Source organism: Treponema sp. OMZ 799, assembly GCF_024181365.1.
GTDB lineage: Bacteria > Spirochaetota > Spirochaetia > Treponematales > Treponemataceae > Treponema_B.
Genome location: NZ_CP051301.1, coordinates 307818 through 331985, shown reverse-complemented (window position 1 = coordinate 331985; position 24168 = coordinate 307818). Strand labels below are relative to the sequence as shown.

Sequence of the window (24168 nt, the reverse complement as noted above, 5' to 3'; positions counted from 1 at the left end):
TTACCTCTTTAGAGTTAATTTTTTATAGTATTCGATTTTTTCGCGGATTTTTGCTAAGCTGTGTGTTTTGGTTTCAAGTTCCGCTAAAAGGCGCTTTTCGTGTTCTTGGAGCATTTTAAGCCGCTCGGGTGCGGTGCTCTCTCCCTTTTCACGAAGTTCGGCAAACTCGGCTATCTGCGCTATGGGCATACCGGTTGCTTTTAAGCGGAATACAAATTCCATCCAAGCGATGTCCGTCTCCGTAAATTCCCGATACCCGTTTTTTCTTCTGCGAATGGGTTTTAACACGCCTATTCTTTCATAATAGCGGAGCGCCGAATCGCTTACGCCGAGTTTAGAGGCAAATTCTTTAATCGTCATGGCTGTTCCCTTCAAAGGTAATTTTATAGAGCGAATTATCTCCCCACGCTGCGATGTACAGTTCTTTTGAATCGGCTGCGGCAATAAGCCCGACAGGAGAAACCGGTTTGTCGGTAAGCTGTTCGGTTTTTCCGTCCGTAAGCGAAATACGGTAGAGCCCCTTGCCGCCGTAATCGACGGTCAAAACGGAATCAGGCTGAAACGGATCGGGAATGAGTCCCGCTGCGGGCGCATTCAGCGTTTTACTCAAAACGGTGAGCTCGGCATTTTTTGCTTGGTAAAGGTAGATGGTTCCGGTGATGTCGTTAATGACATAGCGGTCTTTGCCCGCCTGAATAGCCGCAACCGGAGTGCTCAAGCCCTTATCGGCAAGTACCGAGATTTTTCCTTCTGGCGATACGGAAAGAACTCTGCTTTTTCCCCGCTCCGCAACAAGGAGGTTGCCGTTATCATCAAAGGTTATACCGGCAACAACACTGAGCCCTGAAATAAAAGTGCTTTTTTTACCGTTTTGCACTTTGTAGATTACGCCCCCGCTGTAGGTTGCTATGTATAAAGCGTCCTTGGTGTCGATTGCAAGACCAGAAGGAGAAGGAATATCTTTTATAACCGTTTCTATTTTTCCCGAGCGGTAGCGGTCAATTCGTCCTGCACTCCAGTTTGCAATGTACAAATAGCCCTTGCTGTCAAAAGCCATTCCGACAGGGGCGGAAAGAGATGAAGCTAATTTTTTTATCCCGATGTGCTCTTTTGCAAAAAGATTACAGTGTGCCAAAACAGCCGTACCGATTAAAAAAATACCCATGTGAATTTTATTCATATTAAAACCTCCTGATTTATGTATCTTTTAATAATATAAACCTTGCAGTTAGGTTCAAGGCAAGCGGTTTTTGGAAAATATTTTGTAGAAGAGGGGGAATTTTTGAAAGGATTCTATAAGTTTATAAAAGAGTGGTTCTAATTCTGAATACATATATTTCGGATTAGATTAAATAAATTCTTACAAATTTTCACCGATTATGTTATCAGCTAAACTTATCCTCTAATTTTCCCATTAACCAATGTATGAAAACGAGATTTCCTATCATTATAATGCAGCTCAATATTGAATAAAAAATTATTCTTGAAAAGATAAATTGCTTCCATATATTTACCAATATAGCTATGGATATTGGGGTACATATTAAGCTTGTAGCCAATGAAGGGATATATCTTTTTATAAATAGTGCCTGAAAAATATGAACAATCATATGTAAAACAAAGGCGATAAAACATCCGATCCATAGATAATACCGATTAGTCAAAAAAGAAACAATGCAGATAATCAGAATAAGTATATATTCTTCCGCTGCACCGAATGCAAATGCCGTCGTTGCGATTTTTTTCATGTGATTAATAACAGGTATAAATCTTGACGGTACTATTGCTTGCAGATAGTTTTCGTTTTTTTGAATCCAATATTTAATGAAAATAATTTCTTCAAAATCGTGAAGTATAAAGAGTAAGGGAAAAGACCATATAATGATGTGCATGTCATTCATAGCGGTTTTATGTCAAAGTAAAAAGTTATTTTGAAAACGAAAAAGATAACTTATTCGCATAAATTGTATGATTGACGAATTAAACTCACTATGTATTCAATATCGGAATCCGAATCAATATTTAATTCATAATCTCCATTTCCATGATGACCAATATTTGAAACATCTCTTAATATCCCTTTTGAATCCGATATATTTCCTTTTGAAACATTTAGCCAGATTTTAATTTGATTTTTTTGAATGTTTATATCGCAAAAATTTGTCTTTCTTAAAAATGCAATATAAAGTTTTTTCGGTTTTATTGAAATATCATCACCGATATTCAGTATCATTGTTTTTAGCTTTTCATATAATTCTTGGATAGACTGTGAGCCGAATTCAATTTTTTCCCATTCAGTATAAACTTTTATTTCTTTATTTACGGCTTCAAGTTCTTCATTTGATTTTGAAATTGTTTTTATTGATTCGGCAGCATTTTTTGTAATAATTTGTGTAAACGAAATAGTCTTATTCGCATATTTTTTTATTTCGTATAATTCGATGGGTAAATCCTTAAAAGCAATAGCTTCTCTTTGATAGGTAGTAAAGGAAGGCGCAATAAAAACAACCTTGGATTGTGTCCAGTCTATATCATTTCTTTTTAAATTTTTTCCGGTTGTTTCATTATATTCCAAAATAAAATCCGATTTATGATTAAGCATTAAAGACAAATACGCATAACCCTGATCGATCACACTAAAGTTTTTATCTCTTTTATATTCTATTATTACAAATGAAGATGTAGTTTTATCAAAGCCCAGAGAATCAATGCGAAAATTTTCAATTACGAATTCCGTCTTTACAAATTCGCAATGTAATAACTCTTGCATATTTTTTTCACAGAGATTTTGAATCTCTTTTTCCAACTTAAAAGGTTCTTCTTTTATATAATTTAATTTTTCATTTTCCAAATTAAACAACGCCATTTATTTCTCCTTTCTTGGTTATCTATCTAACGAATATTAGGCTACCGCTATTATATATCAGTTAATAACCTTTTCCAACCGATTAATCTCTCTTTTTAGGTGTTTTTTATTAGTTTAGAATAGTTCACCGGCAAAACCGTTATAATCTTCAAATACGGGAGGCCTCACATATTAAAACCGGCGGTTTAAAATTCCGGAATAACCCCTTCGTAGTTATGAGCCTTCACAATTAACGGCCCTTTTGCACCCATCGTAAATGCAATATTGCTGCTGCGGATAGCAAGCAGGTACATGCCGGGTTTGATGTCAAGAAAGTCCATCATCTTTTTTGTCAAGCGAATGATTCCGACTTCCGATATATCAATCCAACAATAGAAACGCCCTTTGTATTTGATAAACTCACCGCAGCCGGAAGCATAGTTTTGCAGATTTGGGTTATCAGTTAAAATGTGTCCGAGTGTTGAAGGCTCAAGCAAGCCTTTTCGGGTGATACAAAAGCCTCCGGTTTTTTTGCTTCCCGTAAAAAGGTATATTTTTGTATCGGCGGTGATGTCGTATTCTTCCACCGCCTGAGTAGGAATCTGAACCGTTCCGTCTTGTTTTATCAGCGATTTTCCGAAAATAAACTTTCCGCCCTTGGTTATTTGCGGCATACCGCCTCCTTTTGTGTTGTTTGTGGAATAAATTATTACATATCAAATCAATAAAATCAAGATGCAAATACTATTGAATTTTTAACCGGATAACTATAATAAATTTTGTTTACCTCTATTGACAAATATTGAATAAAGATTTATTATTAAATTAGAATTCAGTTTTAAGATAGGATAAAAAAATGGCCCAAGTATTAAAAGAAGAAATTAAAAATAAAATACTCGCAGCAGCGGTAAAGGTCTTTTATGAAAAAGATTATAGGTCTGCAAAACTCACGGACATTGCGGAAAAAGCCGATGTTCCCGTCGCCCTTATTTACACATATTTTAAAGATAAAGCTTCTTTGTTTGACGAAACGGTCGGCGGTATTCTTAATCGAATTATTAAAATGATGGAAGATGAAGAAAAAATGGAAGCCGGCAGCCCTTACGAAAGATTTACCCAAGGCGGAGGCATTCAGCTTCCGGAGCTTTTACGGGAAAGAATCAAGCTCATTATTTTAATTGATAAAAGTTCGGGAACCAAACATGAAAGTGCAAAAGATATGTGGGTTAAGCGGTTGGAGCAGCATATAAAAGACGGCTTAAAACGGTATTCAAAAACCAAGCACGATCCCATGCTTGCCCATATTTTGGCAAATAATTATGTGGAAAATCTGATGGAAATTGCAAGGCACTATAAAAATGAAAAATGGGCCGAAGACATGCTCTTTGTTCTTAACAAGTGTTATTTTAACGGCGTTGAGTCACTGTAATTTAAATGTTCTCATTTTATGAGGATCAAAAAACGGTAAAAACTGACTTTGAAGTTAGCAAGAGAAAACTTTTAGCTTAATATTGAATTAAAATTCAATATTATTCAATTTTAGGAGTTTGTATGAATGAAAAAGAATTGAAAAAACAGGTAACAGGTAAAAACTTTTTACCCAATCTGCTGCTTGCGCTTAAAATAGTATTTGACCTGATACCGCAGGTTTTATTGGTGCTGATGATAAGCAAATTATTTTCAAAAGAAATTACACAACCGCATTTTAAAATGTTCATTACGGGTATGCTGATTTCTTTTGTTTTAAAAGCTGTGTTTAACTATCTTGCAACAAAGACAGCTCATGACAGAGCTTTCGGCAAATTGACGGAGTTACGGCTTGCAATAATCGATCACTTAAAAAAACTCACTTTAGGCTTTTTTAAAAAGCATAACACGGGCGAGCTTACCAGTATTATCGAACACGATGTAGAGCAGGTCGAAATATATCTTGCTCACGGGCTTCCTGAAATTATGTCGGCAACCCTTCTTCCCGCCTTGGTTTTTATTGCAATGCTTTTTATAGATTACAGACTTGCTTTGATAATGATTGCAGGGGTTCCGCTCATGTTTCTTGTAAAAGAATTATCCGCAAAGACAATGCAAAAAAGATTTCAAATGTATTTTTCAAGAGAGATGAAGATGAGGGAAGACATGATGGAATATGTAAAAAACATTGCCGTTATAAAGGCTTTTGCAAAAGAAGAAAGCTTTAGCGGACAAACTTTGGCTTCTGCTCGCTCTTATGTTCAAGATGTAAAAAAGAGTATGGGAGCCGTTACGGGTCCGATGGTTCTCATAGATATTTTTATGGAAGCCGGGATCGTTGCGGTTATGATTTTAGGAAGCATTTTGCTCTTACATCAAAATATTTCTACGGCGCAATTTATACTGTCCGTCATTCTATCGTCGGTCTTTGTGTCGGCGATAAGTAAAACGGCAACCCTTCATCATTTTTCCATCGTGTTTACCGAAAAAATCAAAAGCATAGCCAAGATTTTATGTGCTCCTCTTTCAAAAGAAAAAATCAGCGAACAATTAAAACCCGGCGACATAGAATTTACAAATGTAAATTTTAAGTACGAAAAAGACGGCTTTGCCTTACAAGATATCAATTTAAAATTTACGGAAACCGGTTTAAATGCTCTTGTCGGCCCGAGCGGCTGCGGCAAAAGCACCCTTGCAAACCTTATAATGGGATTTTGGGATGTCGATTCAGGCTCGCTCACCATTTCGGGCAAAGATATTTCACGCTATGACACGGACAGTATTTCCGCCCTTATAGGAAGTGTCCAGCAGGAAGTTATCCTTTTTAATATGAGTATCTTTGAAAATATCGCAATCGGTAAGGCGGGGGCTTCCGAGGCTGAGGTTATAGAAGCCGCTAAAAAAGCACGCTGCCACGATTTTATTTCCGCCCTGCCTAGGGGTTACAACACAAAAACCGGCGAGATGGGCGTAAAACTTTCAGGCGGAGAAAAACAGCGCATTTCCATCGCACGAGTGATTCTTAAAAATGCTCCGATTTTAATTTTGGATGAAGCGATGGCCGCCGTTGACAGCGAAAACGAAAAACTCATAAACGAAGCCGTCGAAGAATTAAGAAAAAATAAAACGGTCATCACGATAGCCCATCATCTGAACACAATCCGCAACGCCGATCAAATTGTAGTTATGGACAAGGGCCGCATTTTGGATTCGGGAACACATGCCGAATTGATAAACCGCTGTCCCTTTTATAAAGAAATGACAGACGCTCAAAATAAAGTGGACAGCTGGAACGTTGCAGGGTAATTATAGGAGTATTTATGTATAAAGAATTATTTGCATTTTTGAGTAAGAAGGGAAAAATCGATGTATTCGTTTCGTCATTGTTTTTTACATTGTACGGATTAAGCTCGGTGGGAATGCTTCTTACGGTGTTTTCTATTTTATTTAAGATTAATGAGGGAACTCAATTTGAGGGGCTCTATGTTGATTTTGCGGTTTTGATAGGCTTAGTCATTTTTAAGGGTCTTTGCAATATGATTGCAGACTTAAAAAAACACGGGGCGGGTTTTGATGTGGTGCAGCAAATAAGGGAGCGTATGATTGTAAAATTAAAACTCTTTAGTTTGGGCTTTTATACGAATGAGCGGTTGGGAGAATTAAACACGATTCTTCATAAGGATGTGGACAATATGTCAATGGTGGTAGGGCACATGTGGCCCAGAATGTTCGGCGATTTTTTTATCGCCCTTGCGGTTTTTACAGGTCTTGCCCTCATCAATTTTAAAGCAGCCCTTGTTATGGCTGCCTCAATTCCGCTTGCGCTTTTCTATCTTTTTTATACGATTAAGCAGGCGCAAAAAATTGAAAGCCGAAACAACTCGGCTCTCGCCGATATGGTAAGTTTATTTATCGAGTATGTGCGCGGCATTCCTGTGTTAAAAAGTTTTTCGCATAATAAGAGCCTTGACAATGAACTTTTTGAAAAGACAAAAACCTTCGGCGAAACAAGCAAGGCTTCTTCCCGCTTTAAGGCAAGACAGCTTTCGGTTTTTTCGTTTTTAATCGATGCAGGATATTTTGTGCTTTTGGTTTATTCGGGTCTTGCCGCACTTAAAGGGAGTATTGATGTGCTCAGCTTTATGATTATCGCTGTAGTTTCAAAAGAATTTTATAAACCCTTTGCGGCTATGGAAACTCACTACATGTATTATGTGTCGGCGGTAGACAGCTATCACCGCTTAGGTAAAATTCTTCATGCCGAGGTAATAGCCGATAAAACGGACGGCATCATTCCTTTACAAAACGATATTGCTTTTGAAGATGTGGAATTTTCTTATGAAGAAGATGAGTTTAAAATGGAAAAGGTACGTTTTACCGTTCCGGAGAAAACAATGACGGCTCTCGCAGGAGAATCGGGAAGCGGTAAGACGACAATAACGAATTTGCTTTTGCGGTTTTATGATGTACAAGCGGGAAGCATTAAGCTCGGCGGTGCCGATATACGCGATATTCCCTATGACGAGCTTTTGGACAGAATCGGTATTGTTATGCAAAACGTACAGCTTTTCGATAACACCATCGAAGAAAATATCCGCGTCGGGAAAAAAGTTGCTTCCAAAGAAGAAATTATTGAAGCCTGCAAAAAAGCGAGGATACACGATTTTATTATGAGCCTTCCCGATAATTACGCAACCGATATAGGCGAAAACGGCGGTCTCTTATCCGGCGGACAGCGTCAGCGTATTTCGATTGCACGAGCTTTTTTAAAAGACGCTCCGATTTTAATTCTCGATGAGATGACAAGCAATGTCGACCCCGTAAGCGAATCCCTTATTCAAGAAGCAATCACAGAGCTTTCAAAAAACAGAACGGTACTGGTCATCGCTCATCATTTAAAGACTATCCAAAAAGCTGATCAAATCCTCATATTCCAAAAGGGGAGCCTTGTCGAAAAAGGAAAACACGATGAGCTTTTAAAAAACGGAACTTACTACAAGCGGCTTTGGAAAGCGCAGTGCGGGAGCGGCAGGTGATTTCGCATAAGAGCTTGACCTTACTCACCTTACTTCTATAATATAAAGTAAACAACGAGGGAGAATATTATGGAAAAAGATAATACTGTCAAATGGAATAAGAACTACATAGAATTGCATTCTGAAGAAAATGGTTGTAGATATTGCACCTGTAAAACAGAAACATATTTTGATCCCGACTCAGATGAGAAAGTTGTCAATCATTATATTGATTTTTTCTTTGATATCATCGAGGAGAAAAAGAATCAACATACCCCGCCGCAAAGCATCGGGGTATGTTGTTCTCATAAGGTGGTTGCAGTCGGCTTTAATACCCTTTGTTACGACGCAGAGCGTCGGGGTATTAAACCCTCCGCACGAATAAAGCAAAAATAATTAAAACGGATAAAATTTGGGACTATTGTGTCAGTCCGCAGGAAGGTTCCGGCAGATATGAAATCCTCTTAAAAGATGAAAATTCAAAAGAGCTGATATTACGCGGAGATACGCTCGGAACGTATAAGTCAATACTGGGGAAATTTGAACATAAGGTAAAAACGGAAAATTTACTCGGTAAAATAGACGGTCTTGATTTAAAAAATTTAGAGTTTTGTACATGTAATGATAAAACGCTGTTAAATAACGGCAGAATAGGTTCTTTTTTTATTATCCCTAAACCGAATCGCCCGAGAGCTTCGATAAATACGCAGAGAGCAAGGGAGCCTTACAAAGATAATTTTTTTATGTTTTTAGAACTTGTAAAAACATATATCAATAACAAGACAATCGACTGCGATAATGAAATGAAAAATCTTTTTGATGAAACAAAAATATTTTGGAATCTTTTTAAGAATTTTGAAGATTATATTGAATGTCTGTGCTTTCAGCCGTTTATAGATATCGATGAAAAATTAAAAAAAGAATTAAATACTTCTCCGAACAGTTGGAACACAGAAACAGTAAATATATATATACGAACTATAAATGACTGCATCCTAAAAAGAGAAGAACTTCTAAAAAAAAGAATAGGCAATTAAAAACTCTTAATATGTTTGTAAGAAGCTGAGCTAAAACCCTCTTCATAATAATGAATCTTACATCTTCGAACATTATTCATATCGATTAATCAATAGTTTTCCATAAAAAAGCATAATTTTCTGCCATGTCCCCTTTAAAATCATTTCAGTCATCATTCATATTTATTAAATAATCATATAACATTGTAGGAGAAAATATCAAAGGTTTTTCTAAATCAGATTCAAGAAAATCCTTATCACCTGTAAGAATAATATCGGCATTATGAAAAAGAGCATCGCTTAACACCGGAATATCTTTTTTATCGCGGATCATGTCATATCGTTCATCCGTACTTGCACAAAATATAAACGGTAAACTGCGATATAGCGAATAAATTCTATCTGCTTTTGAACTCCATTTTTCCTCAAGTTTTGCTTTAAATTCCAAATCTACATATTCAGAAATAAGCAAGTCATAACCATCATCAAAAAGCATTTCTAAAAGATTACCTGCCTTACCCGCAAATATAAATGCAGAAATAAGAACATTAGTATCTAAAAAAATCCGCATTATTCTAACCTTGAACGGCGAAAAGCCGCCATATCCAACAACATTTCTTCCTCAGAAGCCCATCCTTTATCATCGGTAAAAATTTCCTGTATTTGGCGAATAGTGGCCTTGGTATTTTTTTTACGAGAGCTGATAAGAAACTCAATATATTTTATAGCGGCACTACAATCTTCTTCTGTTAGCATTTTCATCATTTGTGTCAGTTCAGAAGCTGCAACTGTCATTTTATCCTCCTACATAATCCATACTATAAATATTTTATCATATTTTTTCAAAAAAAAATAGATTAGTAATTAAATTTGCTTGATTAATTTATTTTACCTTTCACCTAGTCCTGTCAAATTATAATATCCCGGCCCGCTCCGCCATCCATCTTATTTGATTTTTCCACTCATCTGCAAACACTTTAGGTTCAATAGGCAGAACATTTGCTCCTTGAGCTAAAACCCACTCCATAATAACATCATCTTGTGAAGAGGAAAAACTAATTTCAGTGAAACCTTCTTCATCGTAATCCGTTATTTTTTGATCATCAGCCTAGATTTTATCTTTTACATACTGACGAGCCGGACCGTAAAAACGGATTTTATATGTTCGAATATCGGTTGAAATAAAGGTTCCGAATTTGCCTCCTCCGCAGCGGGATGAAAATTCATAATCTTGGGGCAGCTTAAAATTATCATCAGTGATGATGAGATTTTTAATTCGAGAAAGACAAAAAAGGCGTTCCGCATTACGAAGCTCGCAAAAGCCGAATAAAAAACATACGCCTTCATTTATTAAAATCTGATAAGGGTGCACACGGCGATGAGTCGTTTCGATATTATGTCTTCCGTTATAATAAAATTCTATAATCGAATTATTTTCATAGCAGTGTAAATTGCATTCCAAATTGCCTCATCGATTATTATGGGCGAAGCAGGTAGTACGGCAATCCTGTCAATAAAATCTGCATTTCCTCTTATCTCGGAAAATGTCAGCAAATTAATAACATTGCATAGATCATCGTAAATAGGAGTTCCCTTATAATTCGAAAGAAGAATTTTTGCAGAGGAAAGAGCCATTAAGTTTTTTGTCGAAATGCTGTTAAGGGGCATATTATATTCTCCAGTATAGTAATACCCCTTTTTTGCCGAATCATATTCTATAGGAGCCAAGAACCTGTCACGCAAAAATTCTATATCCCTATATTACTCAACAGAAAACTCAAAAATAATTGGATAATGATCTGAAATTCTATCGAAAAAATCTTTAGAGTTATAAAAATTATTATTCCCAATTCTTATGGCATAAAAACTCATGTCATCTACCGGAATACCAAGGCGTTGCATTATTGTTTCTTCTTTTATTTTATTATTAAAGATAAAATGATCATAATCATTATAAAACTTAAAGGATTCCTCATCGGTTGTTGAAATTGTTGTGGGTAAACCAAAATTTTTATCATAGTACCAGCTTTTTGTTCCATCAACATTATCAAAATTCCTCTTTGTTAAGAACTGTCTTTGTGTATTAAAATCACCTCCTATGATAACTCCTGTCTTCAATTTGAATAGAGAATAGAGTTTCTCTAAGGTATTTAAGTCCCTTTCCGCATTCTCCCAGTTATTATATGGAAGATGAACATTGATTACAACAAATTTAGAATTTTTATTTATGTCGGTAAATTCGATAACTTGTACGGAATTTTTATCAAATAAATAGCTGCCTGTAAATTGATCAAATCCCAGCATTTTAGCCTGATCAATACCTTCAAGCTTGTTTGAGTTGAACAAAACAGCATTATTTTGTGTTTTGTTACCGCTTATATACTTACTACCATCGACAGTCATATCTTTGCGCAGCATATATCCTGCTGAGGTCAAATATTTCCAAGTACCGCTGTATCCGCTTAACTTTCGTACAAAATAATCTAAAACATTATTAGGTTTAGGATTCTTAAAATAAGGAGTATCACTTCTTTTAATCAGATCAATGTAAACCTCTTGAAGTAATACAATATCTGCTTCTGACTGCTTTATTATAGTAATTATATCGTCTGCCCAGAGTTCACTTACTTCTAACCTATGACCTTTATAATTACCATTAAGATTAAAAGATAAAATCTTTAATGTGTCACAAAACCCTGTGCCGATAAAAACAAAAATTAAAATTAAAGTCGTATATATTTTTTTATTCATCATTTAAATTTATTACATCAATAAAATTGATCAATTTATTTTTTCTATATTCATTCATATTGGTGGCATCGAATATAAGCATTATATTAAAATATGGATCCTTGATAATCATTCCTATCCTATATCTATTCTTTTTATTAAAAGTTATCTTTTGGTTTGGAATAAATTTTAAATAACAATAGCTAAGATAACTTGGATTAGGATATGATGCTTTATAACTATAAGGATGAGCAATAACTCGATCTTCTGGAATTATAAATTTTTCTTCATAAATCTTAGTAAAGTCATTATTTTGTTCTGACTCCCATACTTGCATTATAATATTTGATTGTTCAGTTAATAAACACAGAGGAATACCTAGTTCAAATGATCTATCTTTAAATAAAGATAACCATGGATCATTATAATAACAATAGGAATTATTTAGCGATGGTAAATAATAATTATCTGTTTTAAAATTTTTTATAATATCCTTCATAAGGTTTGCAATATCTTCATCACCATCATAAATTTCTTTATCAACCCTCGCTCGAAAATTAAAAACTCTGTAAATGCTTTGCTTATCGACTTCACTAAAATTTGAAGCATATTTCTCAATTAAGCTGTTTATATATTCCTTGTCATATTTCCTTCCAGCTACATAATAGCGCTCTTCATAAATAGATAATGCATATAATAGTGCTAGATCTACTTTAAACACTTCATCTTTACTTATCTTTAATAAATCAACTAATTCACGAAATAGGCGATAATTTTGATAAAACCCTTCATGATATGGTATAAAAGCTATACTTTTTAAATATTTTTCCTGCTCTATTTCTTGCTCTCTTCGTTTTTTATCACCGGGGGTTAACTTATCAGAAATCCTTTCATCCACCGGTTTTATATAGTTTTCGACCCATTTTCTTGTTCTGATGCTAATGTAGGTAAATCCAATTTTACGATAGAATATGCTTTATTTAAATATGAATTATCATTAGAATTGCGAGCAAGTAAAATATATGCTTGGGAAATAAAATATCTCATTTGCCATTGATTTGTCGGCGTTTCCTTCTCTAAAAGCTTTAAATATCTTTCAGCTTCGTAAATATATTTTTTATCTTTTGCTCCATAAACTTTCTCGGCTGCCATGACAGCATAAGGGAGGACATTTGCAAATTCCAAATCATATCTAAAAATTGATGTCCTTGTTTCTTCATATTTTTTTATAGCCTTTAAACAGCTTTTAAAATCATCAATTTCAAAATATGTTTTGGCAAGTAAGCCCCAATATTGTCCGTATTTTTCAAATTTATGCTGATTACCTTCAAGCCTCAGTTTTCTTTGATGAGGGTTTTCGGTCATTTGGAAAGAGATAAATTCTTTGACACTGTCTTCATTTAGAGTATATGAATCTTTTATTCCCTTATAAGAATTAACTATCCTTATCATATAGGTAAATGCATTTTTTCTTATACTATGAATTGATTGCATTTCTTGCTTGTCTAATTCCCATTTTGATTTTAAATTAGCAATTATTGAGTCATTTTTTGCATTATTATAGTTTACCCAAGAACTTAAACCTGTCATTGCAATGGAGGCAACCGTTTTTAGGGGATCACCGGAAATTACCGTACTGAGTAAATAAGTCGGGTTAGGCATTGCCTTTGAAAGAGCTTGAGCCTGATCATTTTCAAATAAAATTTGAAGCTGTTCTCTATTTGCTTCCAATAATCTTAATTTGTGAATCTCATCTAAGATATAAGTCAACTGTTCCTTTGTTTTTTTATCCACAGCACTGGGTGCTATATTATTAATAATTTTATTATAAGTTTCCTCAAGGGTGACCTTGTTATTTTTAGAGTCAATGATAAATTGAGTCTGCATGGTTAAATAATTAAGCATTTCAACAGCTCGCTGATTTTGCTCATAATTCTCTGAAAAGCAATAAATAGCAGCAAATATGATTATAAAAAATACACTTATCCTCTTTTTCATATAAATCCTCCAATGACACCAGACTAATAGTATATCTAAAATCTTTATTTATATATAGCTATATAGCATAAAAACCACATTCTATCAAGCGTAATAAAATATCAATTCTCCCCCTCCTCACAAGACACTTGAATAATAAACGAATTTAATATAGAATAAAAAAGCCATCATATTACTTGGCAAATCATTTTAAATTTTATATAAATTTTTTGGAGGCATTATGGCAAAAGTCGCTATAAAAGGAGCAAGCTACATCCTAGTTCATGCTCCCGATCTTCTCTTTCACAACGGTTCAACTCAAACAGGCACAAGGCTTGCAAACCCTGAGGATGAATATTTAAAGGCAATCCCCTCTCACTTACGAAGCTTTGAAGAGGCAGTAAACTATCCGCCTAACCAAGTTTATATCGGAAACATGGCTCCCGAAGATTTGGAAAAAATCCCCGAACCTTGGTACAAGGATGCAAAAAAAGCCGAAAAGAAGGGTAAATTCGGCGAAATTATGACTCAGGCCGAGTTCTACATTTTAATGAAACATGCCGACGTTTTTGAACTCGTTTATTTCTCAAAGGAATTCACAGCCGAAGCTGCAAAACTCATCGAAAATCACCCGATTATGAAAACCCAAGACATTAAGCTCGGAGAAGGCCACGACATTGCAGAAATCCAAAAAATGGTAGACGCTCACACGGCTGAAGGCCTCTACGAACAGGGAAAGCTCATCGGTTGTGTAAAGCAGGCTCACGACACAGACGAAAACTTGAGTGCCCACACCATGCTCGAAAACCTCGCCACAAAGGCTTCCGGTATTCTTTCCGCATGGCACATGGGAAAACTCGAAGGCATCGATATGAAGGATGTCGAATACATCATCGAATGTTCAGAAGAAGCCGCAGGCGATATTAACCAGAGAGGCGGAGGAAACATTGCAAAGGCAGTCGGAGAAAAATCAGGCTGTGTAAACGCAACAGGTTCAGACGTTCGAGGTTTCTGTGCAGCTCCCGTTCACGCAATAATCCACGGAGCCGCTCTTGTAGCAGCAGGTATCTTTAAAAACGTAATGGTCGTTTCGGGAGGTTCAGTACCCAAGCTCGGTATGAATGGAAAGGATCATGTAAAAAAAGACCTTCCCCTCTTTGAAGATATGATCGGAGGCTTTGCCGTTATGCTCAGCGCAGACGACGGAGTAAACCCCGTTATCAACACCGAAGTTGTAGGAAAGCACGTAATTTCTTCCGGTTCCGCCCCTCAGGCCGTTATGAGCGTATTAGTTTACGATCCTCTTAATGCTGCCGGCTTAAAGATGACCGACATCGAAAAATACTCGGCAGAGCTTCAAAACCACGAAATTACCGCTCCCGCAGGTGCAGGTAACGTACCCGAAGCAAACGTAAAGATGATTGCAGCCTTAAGCGTTATGAAAGGCCAGCTTGAAAAAACTCAAATTGCCGAATTCGTAAAAAAACACGGAGTTGTAGGTTTTGCTCCCACTCAGGGACACATCCCCTCAGGCGTTCCCTTCATCGGACATGCTCGCCGCGATATGATGGCAGGAAAACTCAAAAATACAATGATAATCGGAAAGGGAAGTTTGTTCCTCGGCCGTCTTACAAACCTCTTTGACGGCTTGAGCTTCTTGATTGAAGCCAATGACGGAAAAGGCTCCGCTTCTGCAGGTCAGGACACAGCCGGAATAAAGAAGATTGTTGCCGAAGCAATGAGAAACGTAGCCGAAAATATTCTCAAATCCCAAAACTAAGGAGATAAGAATATGGCAGATAAAAAACAAATTGCTGATTTATTTTTAGGACTTGCCGAAGGGCTTGAAGGCGGCTCATTTGCCGGCCGATTCCCCGTCGGTTTAACCATTCCGGGAAGCGAACACGGCGAAGCAGAGCTTGTTTATGCCGCAGAGCTTGCCGCAAAAAGGAACCCCGATTTGGATGTAATCCTTATCGGAGGCCCTGAAGTAAAGGGCTTAAAGCATTTCCCTGCAGCAACTCTCGAAGATGCTCATAAAGAAATGGAACGCCTTTTTAAAGAAGGAACAATTAAGGCCTGTGTTACCATGCACTATAACTTCCCCTTGGGCGTAAGCACAGTAGGAAAGGTCGTAACCCCCGGAAAGGGACGCGAGATGATTCTTGCTACCACTACGGGAACAACCGATGCAAACCGCTACAAGGCCATGCTTTTAAACGCTATCGGCGGTATTGCCGTTGCTAAGGCTTCAGGAATAGCCGAGCCCACTGTAGGTCTTTTGAACATTGACGGCATTGCCGTTATCGAAAAGGCCTTAAACAAGATGAAGGAAAGGGGTTACAAGGTAAGCTACACCGAATCCAACCGTGCAGACGGAGGTGTCCGCATGAGAGGAAACGACCTCTTGCAGGGAACTCCCGATGTAATGGTTTGCGATACCCTTACAGGAAACCTGCTTATTAAGCTCTTTTCTTCCTTTGTAACCGGAGGAAGCTATGAAGGTTCAGGCTTCGGTTACGGACCCTGTATCGGTTCAGGCTATGATGATGTTGTCGGAATTATTTCGAGAGCATCCGGAGCTCCTGCAATCGCAAATGCCTTAAAATTCGTTGCAGACTGCGCAAAGAACAATGTTCACGGCATTTATGCAGAAGAACTCAAGGCCGCTAAAAAAGCAGGCTTGGATGAACTCTTGGAAGACATGCCCGGAGCAAAGCCTGTTGCTGCAGCCGCTGCCGAAGAGGTAAAGGCTCCGCCCAAGAAAACGGTTGATGCCGGTATCCCCGGAATCGATGTTATCGAAATCGAAGACGCATGTAAGGCTCTTTGGAAGGAAGGAATCTATGCCGAAACGGGAATGGGTTGTACCGGCCCCGTAATCATGGTAAGCGAAGAAGACTTACCCAAGGCAAGGGATATACTCCACAAGGCCGATTACATTTAAAAACAAAAAAGGCGGGACGCTTTAAAAGCTCCCGCCTTTTCTTTTAGATATGCTTTGAAACAAAGTTTACAAGGTTCTTTTTATCCATGAAACCTGTGTGCCTGTCTACCTCTTTTCCGTCTTTTAAAACGATGAGGGTAGGAATCGACATAAACTTAAATTTTACTGCTAATTCTCGTGCATTATCCACGTTAGACTGCGCAATCACAGCCTTATCGCCGAGTTCCGCCTCGGCAGCCTGCAGCTCAGGACTGAGCTGTACGCATCCCGGTCACCAAGGAGCCCAAAAATCAACTAAAACGGGCTTGGTAGTCTTTAGGGTCTCATCAAAGTTAGCATTTGTAATATCCAATACTGCCATAATCATCTCCTTATAATTTTAGATTAGAAAAAATCATTTTTCCCGATTGGTTACAATATACAAAATTCTAAAATATAGGGCAAGCCGGTTATTCGATTTATTTTAAGATATAAAATATTTATGTAAATATAAATGTCTCCTGTAAAAACTCCGTTTAATTTATCCTTTCGGTAGTTTCTCCGTCAAAAAAATGCAAAGCATCTAAATCAAATGTAAAGTTATGAATTTCATCCACAGCATATTTAAAATATCCTGGTTCGCTCATAATACAGTCGGTACCGTCGTCCAACTTTGTATATAAAAGCTGTTCTTTTCCGAGTACTTCAATTACATCTATTTTTGCATGGAAGGAATTTTTTTCATTTTCTCCTGCAATAAACCGTTCGGAGCGTATACCAAGGTATAGTTTTTTGCCCTCATAAGCAGCAAGAACTTTTGCGTCAGCTTCTTTCGGGAATACTTCAATGACACCCGAAGCGGTTATAAAACGCCCATGTTCAATTTTGCCTTCAAAAATATTCATTGTGGGAGAGCCGATAAATTCGGCGGTAAAAATATTGGCAGGCTTATTGTAAAATTCTTCGGGTTTGCCCACTTGCTGAATCTTTCCTTTATTTAATAACACTATTTTTGTAGCCATTGTCATTGCTTCTGTTTGGTCATGCGTTACATAAATTGAGGTAGTGCCAAGTTGTTTATGCAGCCGAACCAATTCAACTCGCATGTGTTCGCGCAGCTTTGCGTCAAGATTTGAAAGCGGTTCATCCATTAAAAAAACGCCCGGACGTCTTACCATAGCGCGTCCTAAAGCTACCCGCTGCCTTTGTCCGCCCGAAATATCCGATGGTTTTGCATAAAGATTGTCGCTTATTTGTAAAATCTTTGCTGCCTCTAAAACCCGCTCATGGATAATTTCTTTTCTTTCTTTTTTCATTTTTAATGAAAAAGCCATATTATCATACACCGTCATGTGCGGATACAAGGCATAAGACTGAAAAACCATTGCAATATCCCTATCTTTCGGAGCAACTTTATTTACAATCTTTTCTCCGAAAATAAGTTCACCCTCCGTTATCGAATTCAGCCCCGCTATCATTCTCAATAATGTAGATTTTCCGCAGCCTGAAGGACCTAAAATCACACAGAATTCTTTATCATCAATTTCCAAATTGATATGTCTAATCGTAAAATTTTCTCTTCCTTCATATTTTTTGCCGATATCCTTTAAACTAACTTTCATACTATCTCCCCTTCATGTAATGTATAATTAATTATCATGTTTCTATCCTTTTACCGAACCGGAACTTAGCCCTGAAACCAGTTGATTTTGCAAACTGATAAACAAGATTATGATCGGTATTGCCGTTAATAAGCCGCCCGCCGCAAATGCCGGTGCGTTCATAGTTCTTGCGTCGTTTATAAGTGTAAATAAGCCTACGGTAAGCGTATAATCTTTTGAATTAGTAAGTAAAACTTTCGGTAACATGTAATCCATAAAAGGCCCGATAAACGACCAAAGTGCAATAATGGCAAGCATCGGACGCGCAATCGGCATAATGATCAGCCGATAAACCCCCATATTTGAGCATCCGTCTATTTTTGCAGCGTCGTCAAGCTCCCGCGAAATTGAATCTATATAGCCTTTTAGTATAAATGTGTTTCCTACGATTCCTCCTCCCGAATAAATTAAAACAAGCATTGCCTTTTTTGAAAAAAACGGAATTGCCGTAGAAATAATCGAATGGAGAGTATAAAACGCGGTAAGTCCCGCAAAAACCGGTATAATTTGGATAAGCATAATTCCCATAAGAATAGTTTTTTTGCCCGTAAATTTATACCGTGAATACGCATAACCGGTAAATGACACGATTAAAAGTGTCAGTAAGGCGGTTGCAATAGCTACAATAAGCGTATTTTTTACCCACATAAAAAAATAGGTCTCGGTAAAAAGATATTCAAAGTGCTTAAGCGAAAAACTGAACACCGATTGAAGTGAAATATTTTTCCCTTGATTTCCGTTAAACGCCGATACAACAATAATAGCCAGAGGCAAAATAATAAATAAAGCCCAGACGATCATAATCAGATAGGAAAGGGTAAGAAAAATTCTACCTCCGGTATTGAGAGGCTGCTTATCCGACAAATAAAGTTCATTTTGTTTTTTCATCTTTATTCTCCTTGTCTTAATCTTCTTTAAAAGCTTTTGTTCTTCTAAAATTCAAAAATGCAAATACCATAAGAACCAGCGAAATTCCTATCGTAATTGCAGCCCCTATCGCTTGATATTGATTTTCGATAGTTAATTTATAAATATAAGAAATCAATATATCCGAACTTCCTGCCAAATTTCCATATTTTGTCGGGTTAAAAGGCCCGCCCAAATTAAAAAGATATATAATCGAAAAGTTATTAAAATTAAAGGTATACTGCATTATTAAAAGCGGAGCGGTTTGATAAAGCACTAAAGGCACGGTAATTTTCATAGTACGCTGAAAGCCGGTTGCACCGTCTATTTCGGCAGCTTCATATAAATCTTTTGGAATGCCCTGCAAAACGCCCGTAGAAAGTAAAAAGATATATGCGGAACCGAGCCAGCTCTGTAAAAGAATAAGTGCTGTGCGGGTAAGATGCGGATTATTTTTAATATCAATCGAAAGCCCAAACAGTTTTTCAAGCAATTCTGAAATAGGACCGCCGCGCGAAGCCATTATCGAAAAAAACATAATTGTTATAAACGCAGGCACCGCCCACGGTAAAAGATAAATTGTTCTAAAAACTGATTTTCCTTTTATTCTTTCTTGATTGACAATAAGACTTAAAACAAAGCCTATAACAATCGAAAGCGTGGAGGCTCCTACCGTCCAAATAAGAGTCCATCCCAAAATAAGATAAAATGCTTTACCTGCAACGCCGTGTCCCGTTATCAGCGTTTTATAGTTTTGTAAACCTATCCATGAAAATTTATTTTGATGTACCGGATCCATATTTGTAAACGAAATAAAAACCGTCGTCAAAATCGGAACTATTACGATAAATACAATAACAATTAAAGCCGGAGCTGACACCAAATAAGGAAAGCCCTCCCGTTCAATGCTCCGTTTGCTTTCAAACCAAGTTTTCCGTCTTATGCCTTTTAAGGCATTTACTTCAACCTTCCGAACATCTTTAAAAGAAACAGTATACAGCAAGACCGAAAAAAGAATTAAAATTAGAGCTATAATGCCTTCAATCATAAAAATAATTGATTTATCTATTTTTGTTCCGCCTTCGGCAAGTCCGATAAGCCCTGAAATTCCGGAACCTTGATAATTCGTATAGCCTAAAATATAGGGGAATGCAATGAGATAAATAAAAATTGAAGATAAAAAGAAAATACCGGCTTTTACATATTGTTTATTTAATAACTGTCCGAGACCGGGTAAAAAACAAGTAAAAACGGAAATTAAAGGAAACCGTTCCAATTCGATAGGCGTTTTTCTTCTTACATCGGCAATATCCGATTCTAAAACATTCAGTTTTGTTTTTATATCCATTTTAAGCCGATATGTAATATTTTTAATTTCTTCTTGTAAACTCACTTTGGGGTCGGTAAAAGATGCAGCAAGAACATCTTCCTTATATGCAGCTCTTTTGATTTTACATTCGGTTTTATAGGCTTTTTTTGAAATGGATTTGGATGTATATTTTTCCGATAGCGTTTTCAGTTCAGTTTTTAATTTTTCTTTACGCTCTGCAACGGTCAGCTCAATTGTTTTTTGAATAATTGTTCTTTCATCTTCATCAATATCTGCTAGTTTTTCTTTTACTGTCTGGAGTTTCTTTTGAAGCAATGCTTTATGGGCAAGGATATCCGGTATATATCGTATTTCAAGTTCTGCAATTTTTGCTTCCAAAAAAGCGTCATAAGAAAGTTCAGCAAAATCTTTATAAAATTCTTTTTTTCGCTCCGCTTTAAAAAGCCGTAAATTTAAATAATCGGTTGCAGCATCTTCTCTATGAGAAGCCGAATATTGTTTTGTTTTCCGTTTTAATGTTTTTAAAAACTCTTTCCGTTTTACCTTAAAATCTTCAAGTTTAATATTGTATTCGTGTGAAGACTTTGCAGCTTTAAGTTCTTTGCGTTTTGCAGAATCGGCTTCCGCCAATTCTAACAGATATAGGTTTTTCCTAGGGTGAATATTACCGATACCGTCCGACAAAGTTTTTGAATAAGTCATTTTCACCTCCGGTTTTAAAGCTGCCGGACAATACTATGCCGACAGCTTTTAGGATATTAGGAAACCTCTAAAAATCTGACATAAATTTTAGAGCTGACCATTACATTTTAAAGTTTGCCATCATTGCATCGAAAGAAGCCTTTAATTCTTTATATGCTTCCTCGACATTTTTAGGATTAACACTGTTCCATGAAAGAACGGCATTTCTCCATGTATCCCAAACTTTTCCCCATTCTTTAAATAAAGGACGGGCAGGGGAAATTTTATAAGATTCTATTACTGCCCTAATAACAGCCTTTTCCGTATCTGAAAGATTTGAAGCGGCATATGTTTCGGCAGGAACATTTTCCAAAATCTTACCGGTCGCTTTAAAAAAGTCTACGGCATATTTAGGGTTTACGATTTCTTTTATCATCGCTTCGGCAAGTGCATATTTTTCTGCATCTTTTTCGATACGGGAATTAATAGCAAGTCCCCAGCCGCCTTTCCAATGTAAAATCGGTTTACCGTTTAAGGTAATATGGCTTATAGGATAAATTACAAGATTTCCTTTTGTCTGTTCTAAAATACTTCCCGTATCCCACGGTCCGCCCAAACGGATAACGCCCTTATTTCCATTACTGAATTCTTTATCAATATAACCCCAACCGGCATCTGCATCAAAAAGCGGAGTTTTGTTTTCATAATTGAGCTTCCAATAATTGTATATAGTTTCAATTGCAGCTCTTTTTTCTGCCGGTAAATCTTTAAATTCCATAACCATATCGGAAAAAAGTTCCGTTCCGTTTTTCTTTCCTAAGAATTCGATTGCAGCCGAATTTGCAGGAGCAACTCCGTACCATGCATCAAAAAGAGGCAATAAAACGGTTGCAGGATCTTTTTGATTTGCAAGTTCAAAGGGTTTGGCATAATCGGCACCTTGTGCTCTTGCATTTGCTGTATTTACAAAGGTAATGAGTGTTTCTATATTAAGGGGGAAAGCAAGATATTCGTTACCGATTTTTAAGTTTCCGCCAAGTCCTAAATCAAAATTCGACCAGCCGCCCAATTCGGAAGAAATTTTTTTGGAATCGATGGAAGCTAAAGCTTCATTCTCCGCAAGTCCGTAAAGTCTATCGGCAGGAATTGCAAATAAATCTGCTACATCCTTATTTGAAGCATCTGTGGCATCAAGCCTATCCAAATGATCGAAAGCTCCTACTTCAATAAGTTTAATTTCCGTATTCGGATGAGTTTCTTCAACCCTTTTTACTGCTTCTTTATAATACGGCATCCAGCCTTGTTCTGCTTGTACGGTTAATACTACTTTTTGCTTTTCGGTTTTACCTCCGCAAGAGACGGTGAACGATAAAGCAAAAACCAAACCGATAAAAAATAAACCGGCTGCAAATACATTTTTTTTATGTTTCATAAAACTCTCCTTATTAATAAAAAGTATATCATAAAATTTACGCTTAAACAAGAATAAATTTCCTAATTTTTATTGACTTTTTTTTCGATTGCCTGTATTATGAGACTGGACAGTAGTATACTTTTTAGGAGCATACCGATGAATTGGATTTTGTATGTCATCCTTCCTGCTGTCTGTATAATTCTTGGATGGACGATTCGCTGGCTTTACGCCAGATTTCAACTATCTGCTTCTGAACAACGTGCAGAACGGATTTTACAGGAGGCAATTAAAGATGCTGAAGCTCAGAAGAAGGAATTTCTTCTTGAAGCAAAAGAGCAGCTGATTCGGGAACAAAAACAGCAGGAACGGGAAAATAGGGAACGCAGGAGCGACCTCCAGCGTTTTGAACGCAGATTGACACAAAAAGAGGAACTCCTCGATAAACGTGTCGAAACTGTAGAAAAACAAGAAAAAGAACTTGTCAAGAGGGAAGCCGCACTTGATGAGCGTGCTGAAATTTTAAGCGGCGAAGAAGAAAGATACAGGGAAGAATTGGAAAGAATTTCCGGTTTGACCCAGCAGCAGGCAAAGGATTTGATTATCCGTGACTTAGAAACTGAGGCAAAGCATGATGCAGTTACTATTATAAACAAGATAGAACAAGAAGCTCAGCTTACGGCAGAAAAAAAGGCGCGAGATATTTTAATTACGACGATCCAACGTCTTGCAACGGAAACGGCGAGCGACATCACTGTCTCAACGGTCAGCTTGCCCAGCGATGAGATGAAAGGTAGAATTATCGGCCGCGAAGGCCGCAACATTCGAGCCTTGGAAACGCTGACCGGTGTAGACATAATAATCGACGATACACCTGAGGCTGTTGTAGTATCTTGTTTTGACCCTGTACGCAAGGAAATTGCAAGGGTTGCCTTAGAAAGATTGATTCTTGACGGCCGAATTCACCCGGCCCGCATTGAAGAGATTGTGCAAAAGGTAACCAGAGAAATTTCGCAAAAGGTTTATGAAGAAGGAGAAAGGGTTTTATTCGACCTCGGTATCCATAACATGAACCAAGAAGGCGTAAGGGCCTTGGGAAGGCTCTACTTTAGAACGAGCTACGGACAAAATGTTCTGCAACATTCTAAAGAGGTTGCAGTAATAGCCGGAATGATTGCAAGTGAAATCGGCGCAAATGTCGAAATCGCAAAACGCGGTGCCTTGCTGCATGATGTCGGAAAGGGTGCAGAAACCGACTCCGATAAAAACCATGCAGAGATAGGAATGGAACTTGCAAAGAAGATCAATGAAGATCCGAGGGTTGTCAATGCCGTAGGTGCTCACCACAACGATATAGAGCCCACCTGCATTGAATCGGTAATAGTGCAGATTGCGGATACAATTTCAGCTGCCCGTCCCGGTGCAAGACGCGAAACTATGGATAACTATGTTAAGCGGCTTGAAAACCTTGAACAGCTGGCTGAAGGCTTTAGCGGAGTCGAAAAGGCCTATGCAATCCAAGCCGGAAGGGAATTGCGGGTTGTTATCAACAACGAAAAGATTTCCGATGCAGATACCAAGATTTTGGCCCGGGACATTGCAAAAAAAATCGAAAACGATTTACAGTACCCCGGAAGAATCCGCGTAACCCTAATACGCGAAACACGTATCGTCGAATACGCCCGCTAACACTTAAACAAAAA

The 24168-nt window shown here is 37.3% G+C and carries 25 protein-coding genes; 8 read left to right on the top strand and 17 right to left on the bottom strand.

The genetic code is table 11. The annotated features are described in order from the left end of the window. From E4O04_RS01505 to E4O04_RS01490, 5 genes are all read right to left on the bottom strand, one after another. Entirely contained in the window at positions 1 to 360 is a 360-nt protein-coding gene (locus tag E4O04_RS01505; RefSeq protein ID WP_253709253.1) for a MerR family transcriptional regulator, read from the bottom strand. Further along, the gene (locus E4O04_RS01500; RefSeq protein ID WP_253709250.1) at positions 350 to 1180 is read right to left on the bottom strand and encodes a Vgb family protein; all 831 of its coding nucleotides are present in this window, start codon (positions 1178 to 1180) and stop codon (positions 350 to 352) included. The genes E4O04_RS01505 and E4O04_RS01500 overlap by 11 nt, the downstream gene beginning before the upstream one ends. A gap of 205 nt (positions 1181 to 1385) precedes the next feature. Continuing rightward, positions 1386 to 1892 carry an HXXEE domain-containing protein gene (locus E4O04_RS14145; RefSeq protein ID WP_371922273.1) on the bottom strand — a complete coding sequence of 169 codons (507 nt, stop codon included), beginning with the start codon at positions 1890 to 1892 and terminating at the stop codon, positions 1386 to 1388. Positions 1893 to 1951: 59 nt separating this feature from the next. Next, entirely contained in the window at positions 1952 to 2866 is a 915-nt protein-coding gene (locus E4O04_RS01495) for a DUF5655 domain-containing protein (protein ID WP_253709247.1), read from the bottom strand. 185 nt (positions 2867 to 3051) lie between these two features. After that, positions 3052 to 3519 (bottom strand): hypothetical protein, encoded by a 468-nt coding sequence (locus E4O04_RS01490; protein ID WP_253709245.1) that lies wholly within the window; start codon positions 3517 to 3519, stop codon positions 3052 to 3054. Positions 3520 to 3701: 182 nt separating this feature from the next. Here E4O04_RS01490 and E4O04_RS01485 point away from each other — a divergent pair, with 182 nt between their 5' ends. The 5 genes from E4O04_RS01485 to E4O04_RS14140 all read left to right on the top strand — a co-directional run bounded on the left by E4O04_RS01485 (position 3702) and on the right by E4O04_RS14140 (position 8864). Further along, positions 3702 to 4274: a TetR/AcrR family transcriptional regulator gene (locus E4O04_RS01485; RefSeq protein WP_253686115.1), complete on the top strand. Its 573-nt coding sequence runs from the start codon at positions 3702 to 3704 to the stop codon at positions 4272 to 4274. 122 nt (positions 4275 to 4396) lie between these two features. Further along, on the top strand, positions 4397 to 6118 hold the full coding sequence (locus E4O04_RS01480) for an ABC transporter ATP-binding protein (RefSeq protein ID WP_253709242.1): 1722 nt from the start codon (positions 4397 to 4399) through the stop codon (positions 6116 to 6118). A 14-nt stretch (positions 6119 to 6132) separates the two neighbouring features. Further along, on the top strand, positions 6133 to 7848 hold the full coding sequence (locus tag E4O04_RS01475; RefSeq protein WP_253709239.1) for an ABC transporter ATP-binding protein: 1716 nt from the start codon (positions 6133 to 6135) through the stop codon (positions 7846 to 7848). A gap of 69 nt (positions 7849 to 7917) precedes the next feature. Next, positions 7918 to 8223, top strand: a complete 306-nt coding sequence (locus tag E4O04_RS01470; RefSeq protein WP_253686121.1) for a hypothetical protein — start codon at positions 7918 to 7920, stop codon at positions 8221 to 8223. Continuing rightward, on the top strand, positions 8220 to 8864 hold the full coding sequence (locus E4O04_RS14140; RefSeq protein WP_371922272.1) for a DUF6994 family protein: 645 nt from the start codon (positions 8220 to 8222) through the stop codon (positions 8862 to 8864). The genes E4O04_RS01470 and E4O04_RS14140 overlap by 4 nt, the downstream gene beginning before the upstream one ends. 145 nt (positions 8865 to 9009) lie before the next feature. Here the strand turns inward: E4O04_RS14140 and E4O04_RS01460 are convergent, their stop codons facing one another. From E4O04_RS01460 to E4O04_RS01430, 7 genes are all read right to left on the bottom strand, one after another. Then, complete coding sequence (locus E4O04_RS01460) at positions 9010 to 9414, bottom strand: putative toxin-antitoxin system toxin component, PIN family (protein WP_253686125.1); 405 nt, start codon at positions 9412 to 9414, stop codon at positions 9010 to 9012. Further along, entirely contained in the window at positions 9414 to 9638 is a 225-nt protein-coding gene (locus tag E4O04_RS01455) for a hypothetical protein (RefSeq protein WP_253686127.1), read from the bottom strand. Before E4O04_RS01455 ends, E4O04_RS01460 begins: the two co-directional genes overlap by 1 nt. Positions 9639 to 9951: 313 nt before the next feature. After that, on the bottom strand, positions 9952 to 10305 hold the full coding sequence (locus tag E4O04_RS01450) for a helix-turn-helix transcriptional regulator (protein WP_253709238.1): 354 nt from the start codon (positions 10303 to 10305) through the stop codon (positions 9952 to 9954). Beyond that, complete coding sequence (locus tag E4O04_RS01445; RefSeq protein WP_253709235.1) at positions 10263 to 10511, bottom strand: hypothetical protein; 249 nt, start codon at positions 10509 to 10511, stop codon at positions 10263 to 10265. The genes E4O04_RS01450 and E4O04_RS01445 overlap by 43 nt, the downstream gene beginning before the upstream one ends. A 93-nt stretch (positions 10512 to 10604) precedes the next feature. Next, on the bottom strand, positions 10605 to 11597 hold the full coding sequence (locus E4O04_RS01440) for an endonuclease/exonuclease/phosphatase family protein (protein WP_253709232.1): 993 nt from the start codon (positions 11595 to 11597) through the stop codon (positions 10605 to 10607). After that, positions 11587 to 12471, bottom strand: coding sequence for a hypothetical protein (locus tag E4O04_RS01435; RefSeq protein WP_253709230.1), 885 nt, complete (start codon positions 12469 to 12471; stop codon positions 11587 to 11589). Before E4O04_RS01435 ends, E4O04_RS01440 begins: the two co-directional genes overlap by 11 nt. Positions 12472 to 12476: 5 nt before the next feature. Continuing rightward, positions 12477 to 13571 carry a hypothetical protein gene (locus E4O04_RS01430; RefSeq protein WP_253709227.1) on the bottom strand — a complete coding sequence of 365 codons (1095 nt, stop codon included), beginning with the start codon at positions 13569 to 13571 and terminating at the stop codon, positions 12477 to 12479. Positions 13572 to 13791: 220 nt separating this feature from the next. On the opposite strand from E4O04_RS01430, the gene grdC reads away from it, so the two are divergent. Both grdC and grdD read left to right on the top strand, forming a co-directional pair. Next, complete coding sequence (gene grdC / locus E4O04_RS01425) at positions 13792 to 15330, top strand: glycine/sarcosine/betaine reductase complex component C subunit beta (protein WP_253709225.1); 1539 nt, start codon at positions 13792 to 13794, stop codon at positions 15328 to 15330. Between the two features lie 12 nt (positions 15331 to 15342). Then, positions 15343 to 16497 (top strand): glycine/sarcosine/betaine reductase complex component C subunit alpha, encoded by a 1155-nt coding sequence (gene grdD / locus E4O04_RS01420; RefSeq protein WP_253686139.1) that lies wholly within the window; start codon positions 15343 to 15345, stop codon positions 16495 to 16497. Between the two features lie 43 nt (positions 16498 to 16540). Here grdD and trxA read toward each other — a convergent pair whose 3' ends face one another. From trxA to E4O04_RS01395, 5 genes are all read right to left on the bottom strand, one after another. Beyond that, positions 16541 to 16864, bottom strand: coding sequence for a thioredoxin (gene trxA, locus E4O04_RS01415; protein WP_253709222.1), 324 nt, complete (start codon positions 16862 to 16864; stop codon positions 16541 to 16543). A gap of 148 nt (positions 16865 to 17012) precedes the next feature. After that, positions 17013 to 18098: an ABC transporter ATP-binding protein gene (locus E4O04_RS01410; protein ID WP_253686143.1), complete on the bottom strand. Its 1086-nt coding sequence runs from the start codon at positions 18096 to 18098 to the stop codon at positions 17013 to 17015. Between the two features lie 42 nt (positions 18099 to 18140). Then, positions 18141 to 19025: a sugar ABC transporter permease gene (locus tag E4O04_RS01405; RefSeq protein ID WP_002692172.1), complete on the bottom strand. Its 885-nt coding sequence runs from the start codon at positions 19023 to 19025 to the stop codon at positions 18141 to 18143. A 16-nt stretch (positions 19026 to 19041) separates the two neighbouring features. Then, positions 19042 to 21075, bottom strand: a complete 2034-nt coding sequence (locus E4O04_RS01400; RefSeq protein WP_253709219.1) for an ABC transporter permease subunit — start codon at positions 21073 to 21075, stop codon at positions 19042 to 19044. A gap of 100 nt (positions 21076 to 21175) precedes the next feature. After that, positions 21176 to 22486: a sugar ABC transporter substrate-binding protein gene (locus E4O04_RS01395; protein ID WP_253709216.1), complete on the bottom strand. Its 1311-nt coding sequence runs from the start codon at positions 22484 to 22486 to the stop codon at positions 21176 to 21178. A gap of 138 nt (positions 22487 to 22624) precedes the next feature. Here E4O04_RS01395 and rny point away from each other — a divergent pair, with 138 nt between their 5' ends. Further along, positions 22625 to 24154 (top strand): ribonuclease Y, encoded by a 1530-nt coding sequence (rny, locus tag E4O04_RS01390; RefSeq protein ID WP_253709213.1) that lies wholly within the window; start codon positions 22625 to 22627, stop codon positions 24152 to 24154. Positions 24155 to 24168: the final 14 nt, after the last annotated feature.

Excerpts from the sequence above, each read along its gene's own strand:
- E4O04_RS01400 (WP_253709219.1), bottom strand. The coding sequence starts at position 21,075 with ATGACTTATTCAAAAACTTTGTCGGACGGTATCGGTAATATTCACCCT.
- E4O04_RS01395 (WP_253709216.1), bottom strand. The coding sequence starts at position 22,486 with ATGAAACATAAAAAAAATGTATTTGCAGCCGGTTTATTTTTTATCGGT.
- E4O04_RS01500 (WP_253709250.1), bottom strand. The coding sequence starts at position 1,180 with ATGAATAAAATTCACATGGGTATTTTTTTAATCGGTACGGCTGTTTTG.
- E4O04_RS01440 (WP_253709232.1), bottom strand. The coding sequence starts at position 11,597 with ATGATGAATAAAAAAATATATACGACTTTAATTTTAATTTTTGTTTTT.
- E4O04_RS01455 (WP_253686127.1), bottom strand. The coding sequence starts at position 9,638 with ATGACAGTTGCAGCTTCTGAACTGACACAAATGATGAAAATGCTAACA.
- E4O04_RS01430 (WP_253709227.1), bottom strand. The coding sequence starts at position 13,571 with ATGAAAAAGAGGATAAGTGTATTTTTTATAATCATATTTGCTGCTATT.
- E4O04_RS01445 (WP_253709235.1), bottom strand. The coding sequence starts at position 10,511 with ATGCCCCTTAACAGCATTTCGACAAAAAACTTAATGGCTCTTTCCTCT.
- E4O04_RS14145 (WP_371922273.1), bottom strand. The coding sequence starts at position 1,892 with ATGCACATCATTATATGGTCTTTTCCCTTACTCTTTATACTTCACGAT.
- E4O04_RS01480 (WP_253709242.1), top strand. The coding sequence starts at position 4,397 with ATGAATGAAAAAGAATTGAAAAAACAGGTAACAGGTAAAAACTTTTTA.
- grdC (WP_253709225.1), top strand. The coding sequence starts at position 13,792 with ATGGCAAAAGTCGCTATAAAAGGAGCAAGCTACATCCTAGTTCATGCT.
- E4O04_RS01495 (WP_253709247.1), bottom strand. The coding sequence starts at position 2,866 with ATGGCGTTGTTTAATTTGGAAAATGAAAAATTAAATTATATAAAAGAA.
- rny (WP_253709213.1), top strand. The coding sequence starts at position 22,625 with ATGAATTGGATTTTGTATGTCATCCTTCCTGCTGTCTGTATAATTCTT.
- E4O04_RS01405 (WP_002692172.1), bottom strand. The coding sequence starts at position 19,025 with ATGAAAAAACAAAATGAACTTTATTTGTCGGATAAGCAGCCTCTCAAT.
- E4O04_RS01505 (WP_253709253.1), bottom strand. The coding sequence starts at position 360 with ATGACGATTAAAGAATTTGCCTCTAAACTCGGCGTAAGCGATTCGGCG.
- E4O04_RS01475 (WP_253709239.1), top strand. The coding sequence starts at position 6,133 with ATGTATAAAGAATTATTTGCATTTTTGAGTAAGAAGGGAAAAATCGAT.
- E4O04_RS01490 (WP_253709245.1), bottom strand. The coding sequence starts at position 3,519 with ATGCCGCAAATAACCAAGGGCGGAAAGTTTATTTTCGGAAAATCGCTG.
- E4O04_RS01460 (WP_253686125.1), bottom strand. The coding sequence starts at position 9,414 with ATGCGGATTTTTTTAGATACTAATGTTCTTATTTCTGCATTTATATTT.
- E4O04_RS01470 (WP_253686121.1), top strand. The coding sequence starts at position 7,918 with ATGGAAAAAGATAATACTGTCAAATGGAATAAGAACTACATAGAATTG.
- grdD (WP_253686139.1), top strand. The coding sequence starts at position 15,343 with ATGGCAGATAAAAAACAAATTGCTGATTTATTTTTAGGACTTGCCGAA.
- E4O04_RS01485 (WP_253686115.1), top strand. The coding sequence starts at position 3,702 with ATGGCCCAAGTATTAAAAGAAGAAATTAAAAATAAAATACTCGCAGCA.
- E4O04_RS01410 (WP_253686143.1), bottom strand. The coding sequence starts at position 18,098 with ATGAAAGTTAGTTTAAAGGATATCGGCAAAAAATATGAAGGAAGAGAA.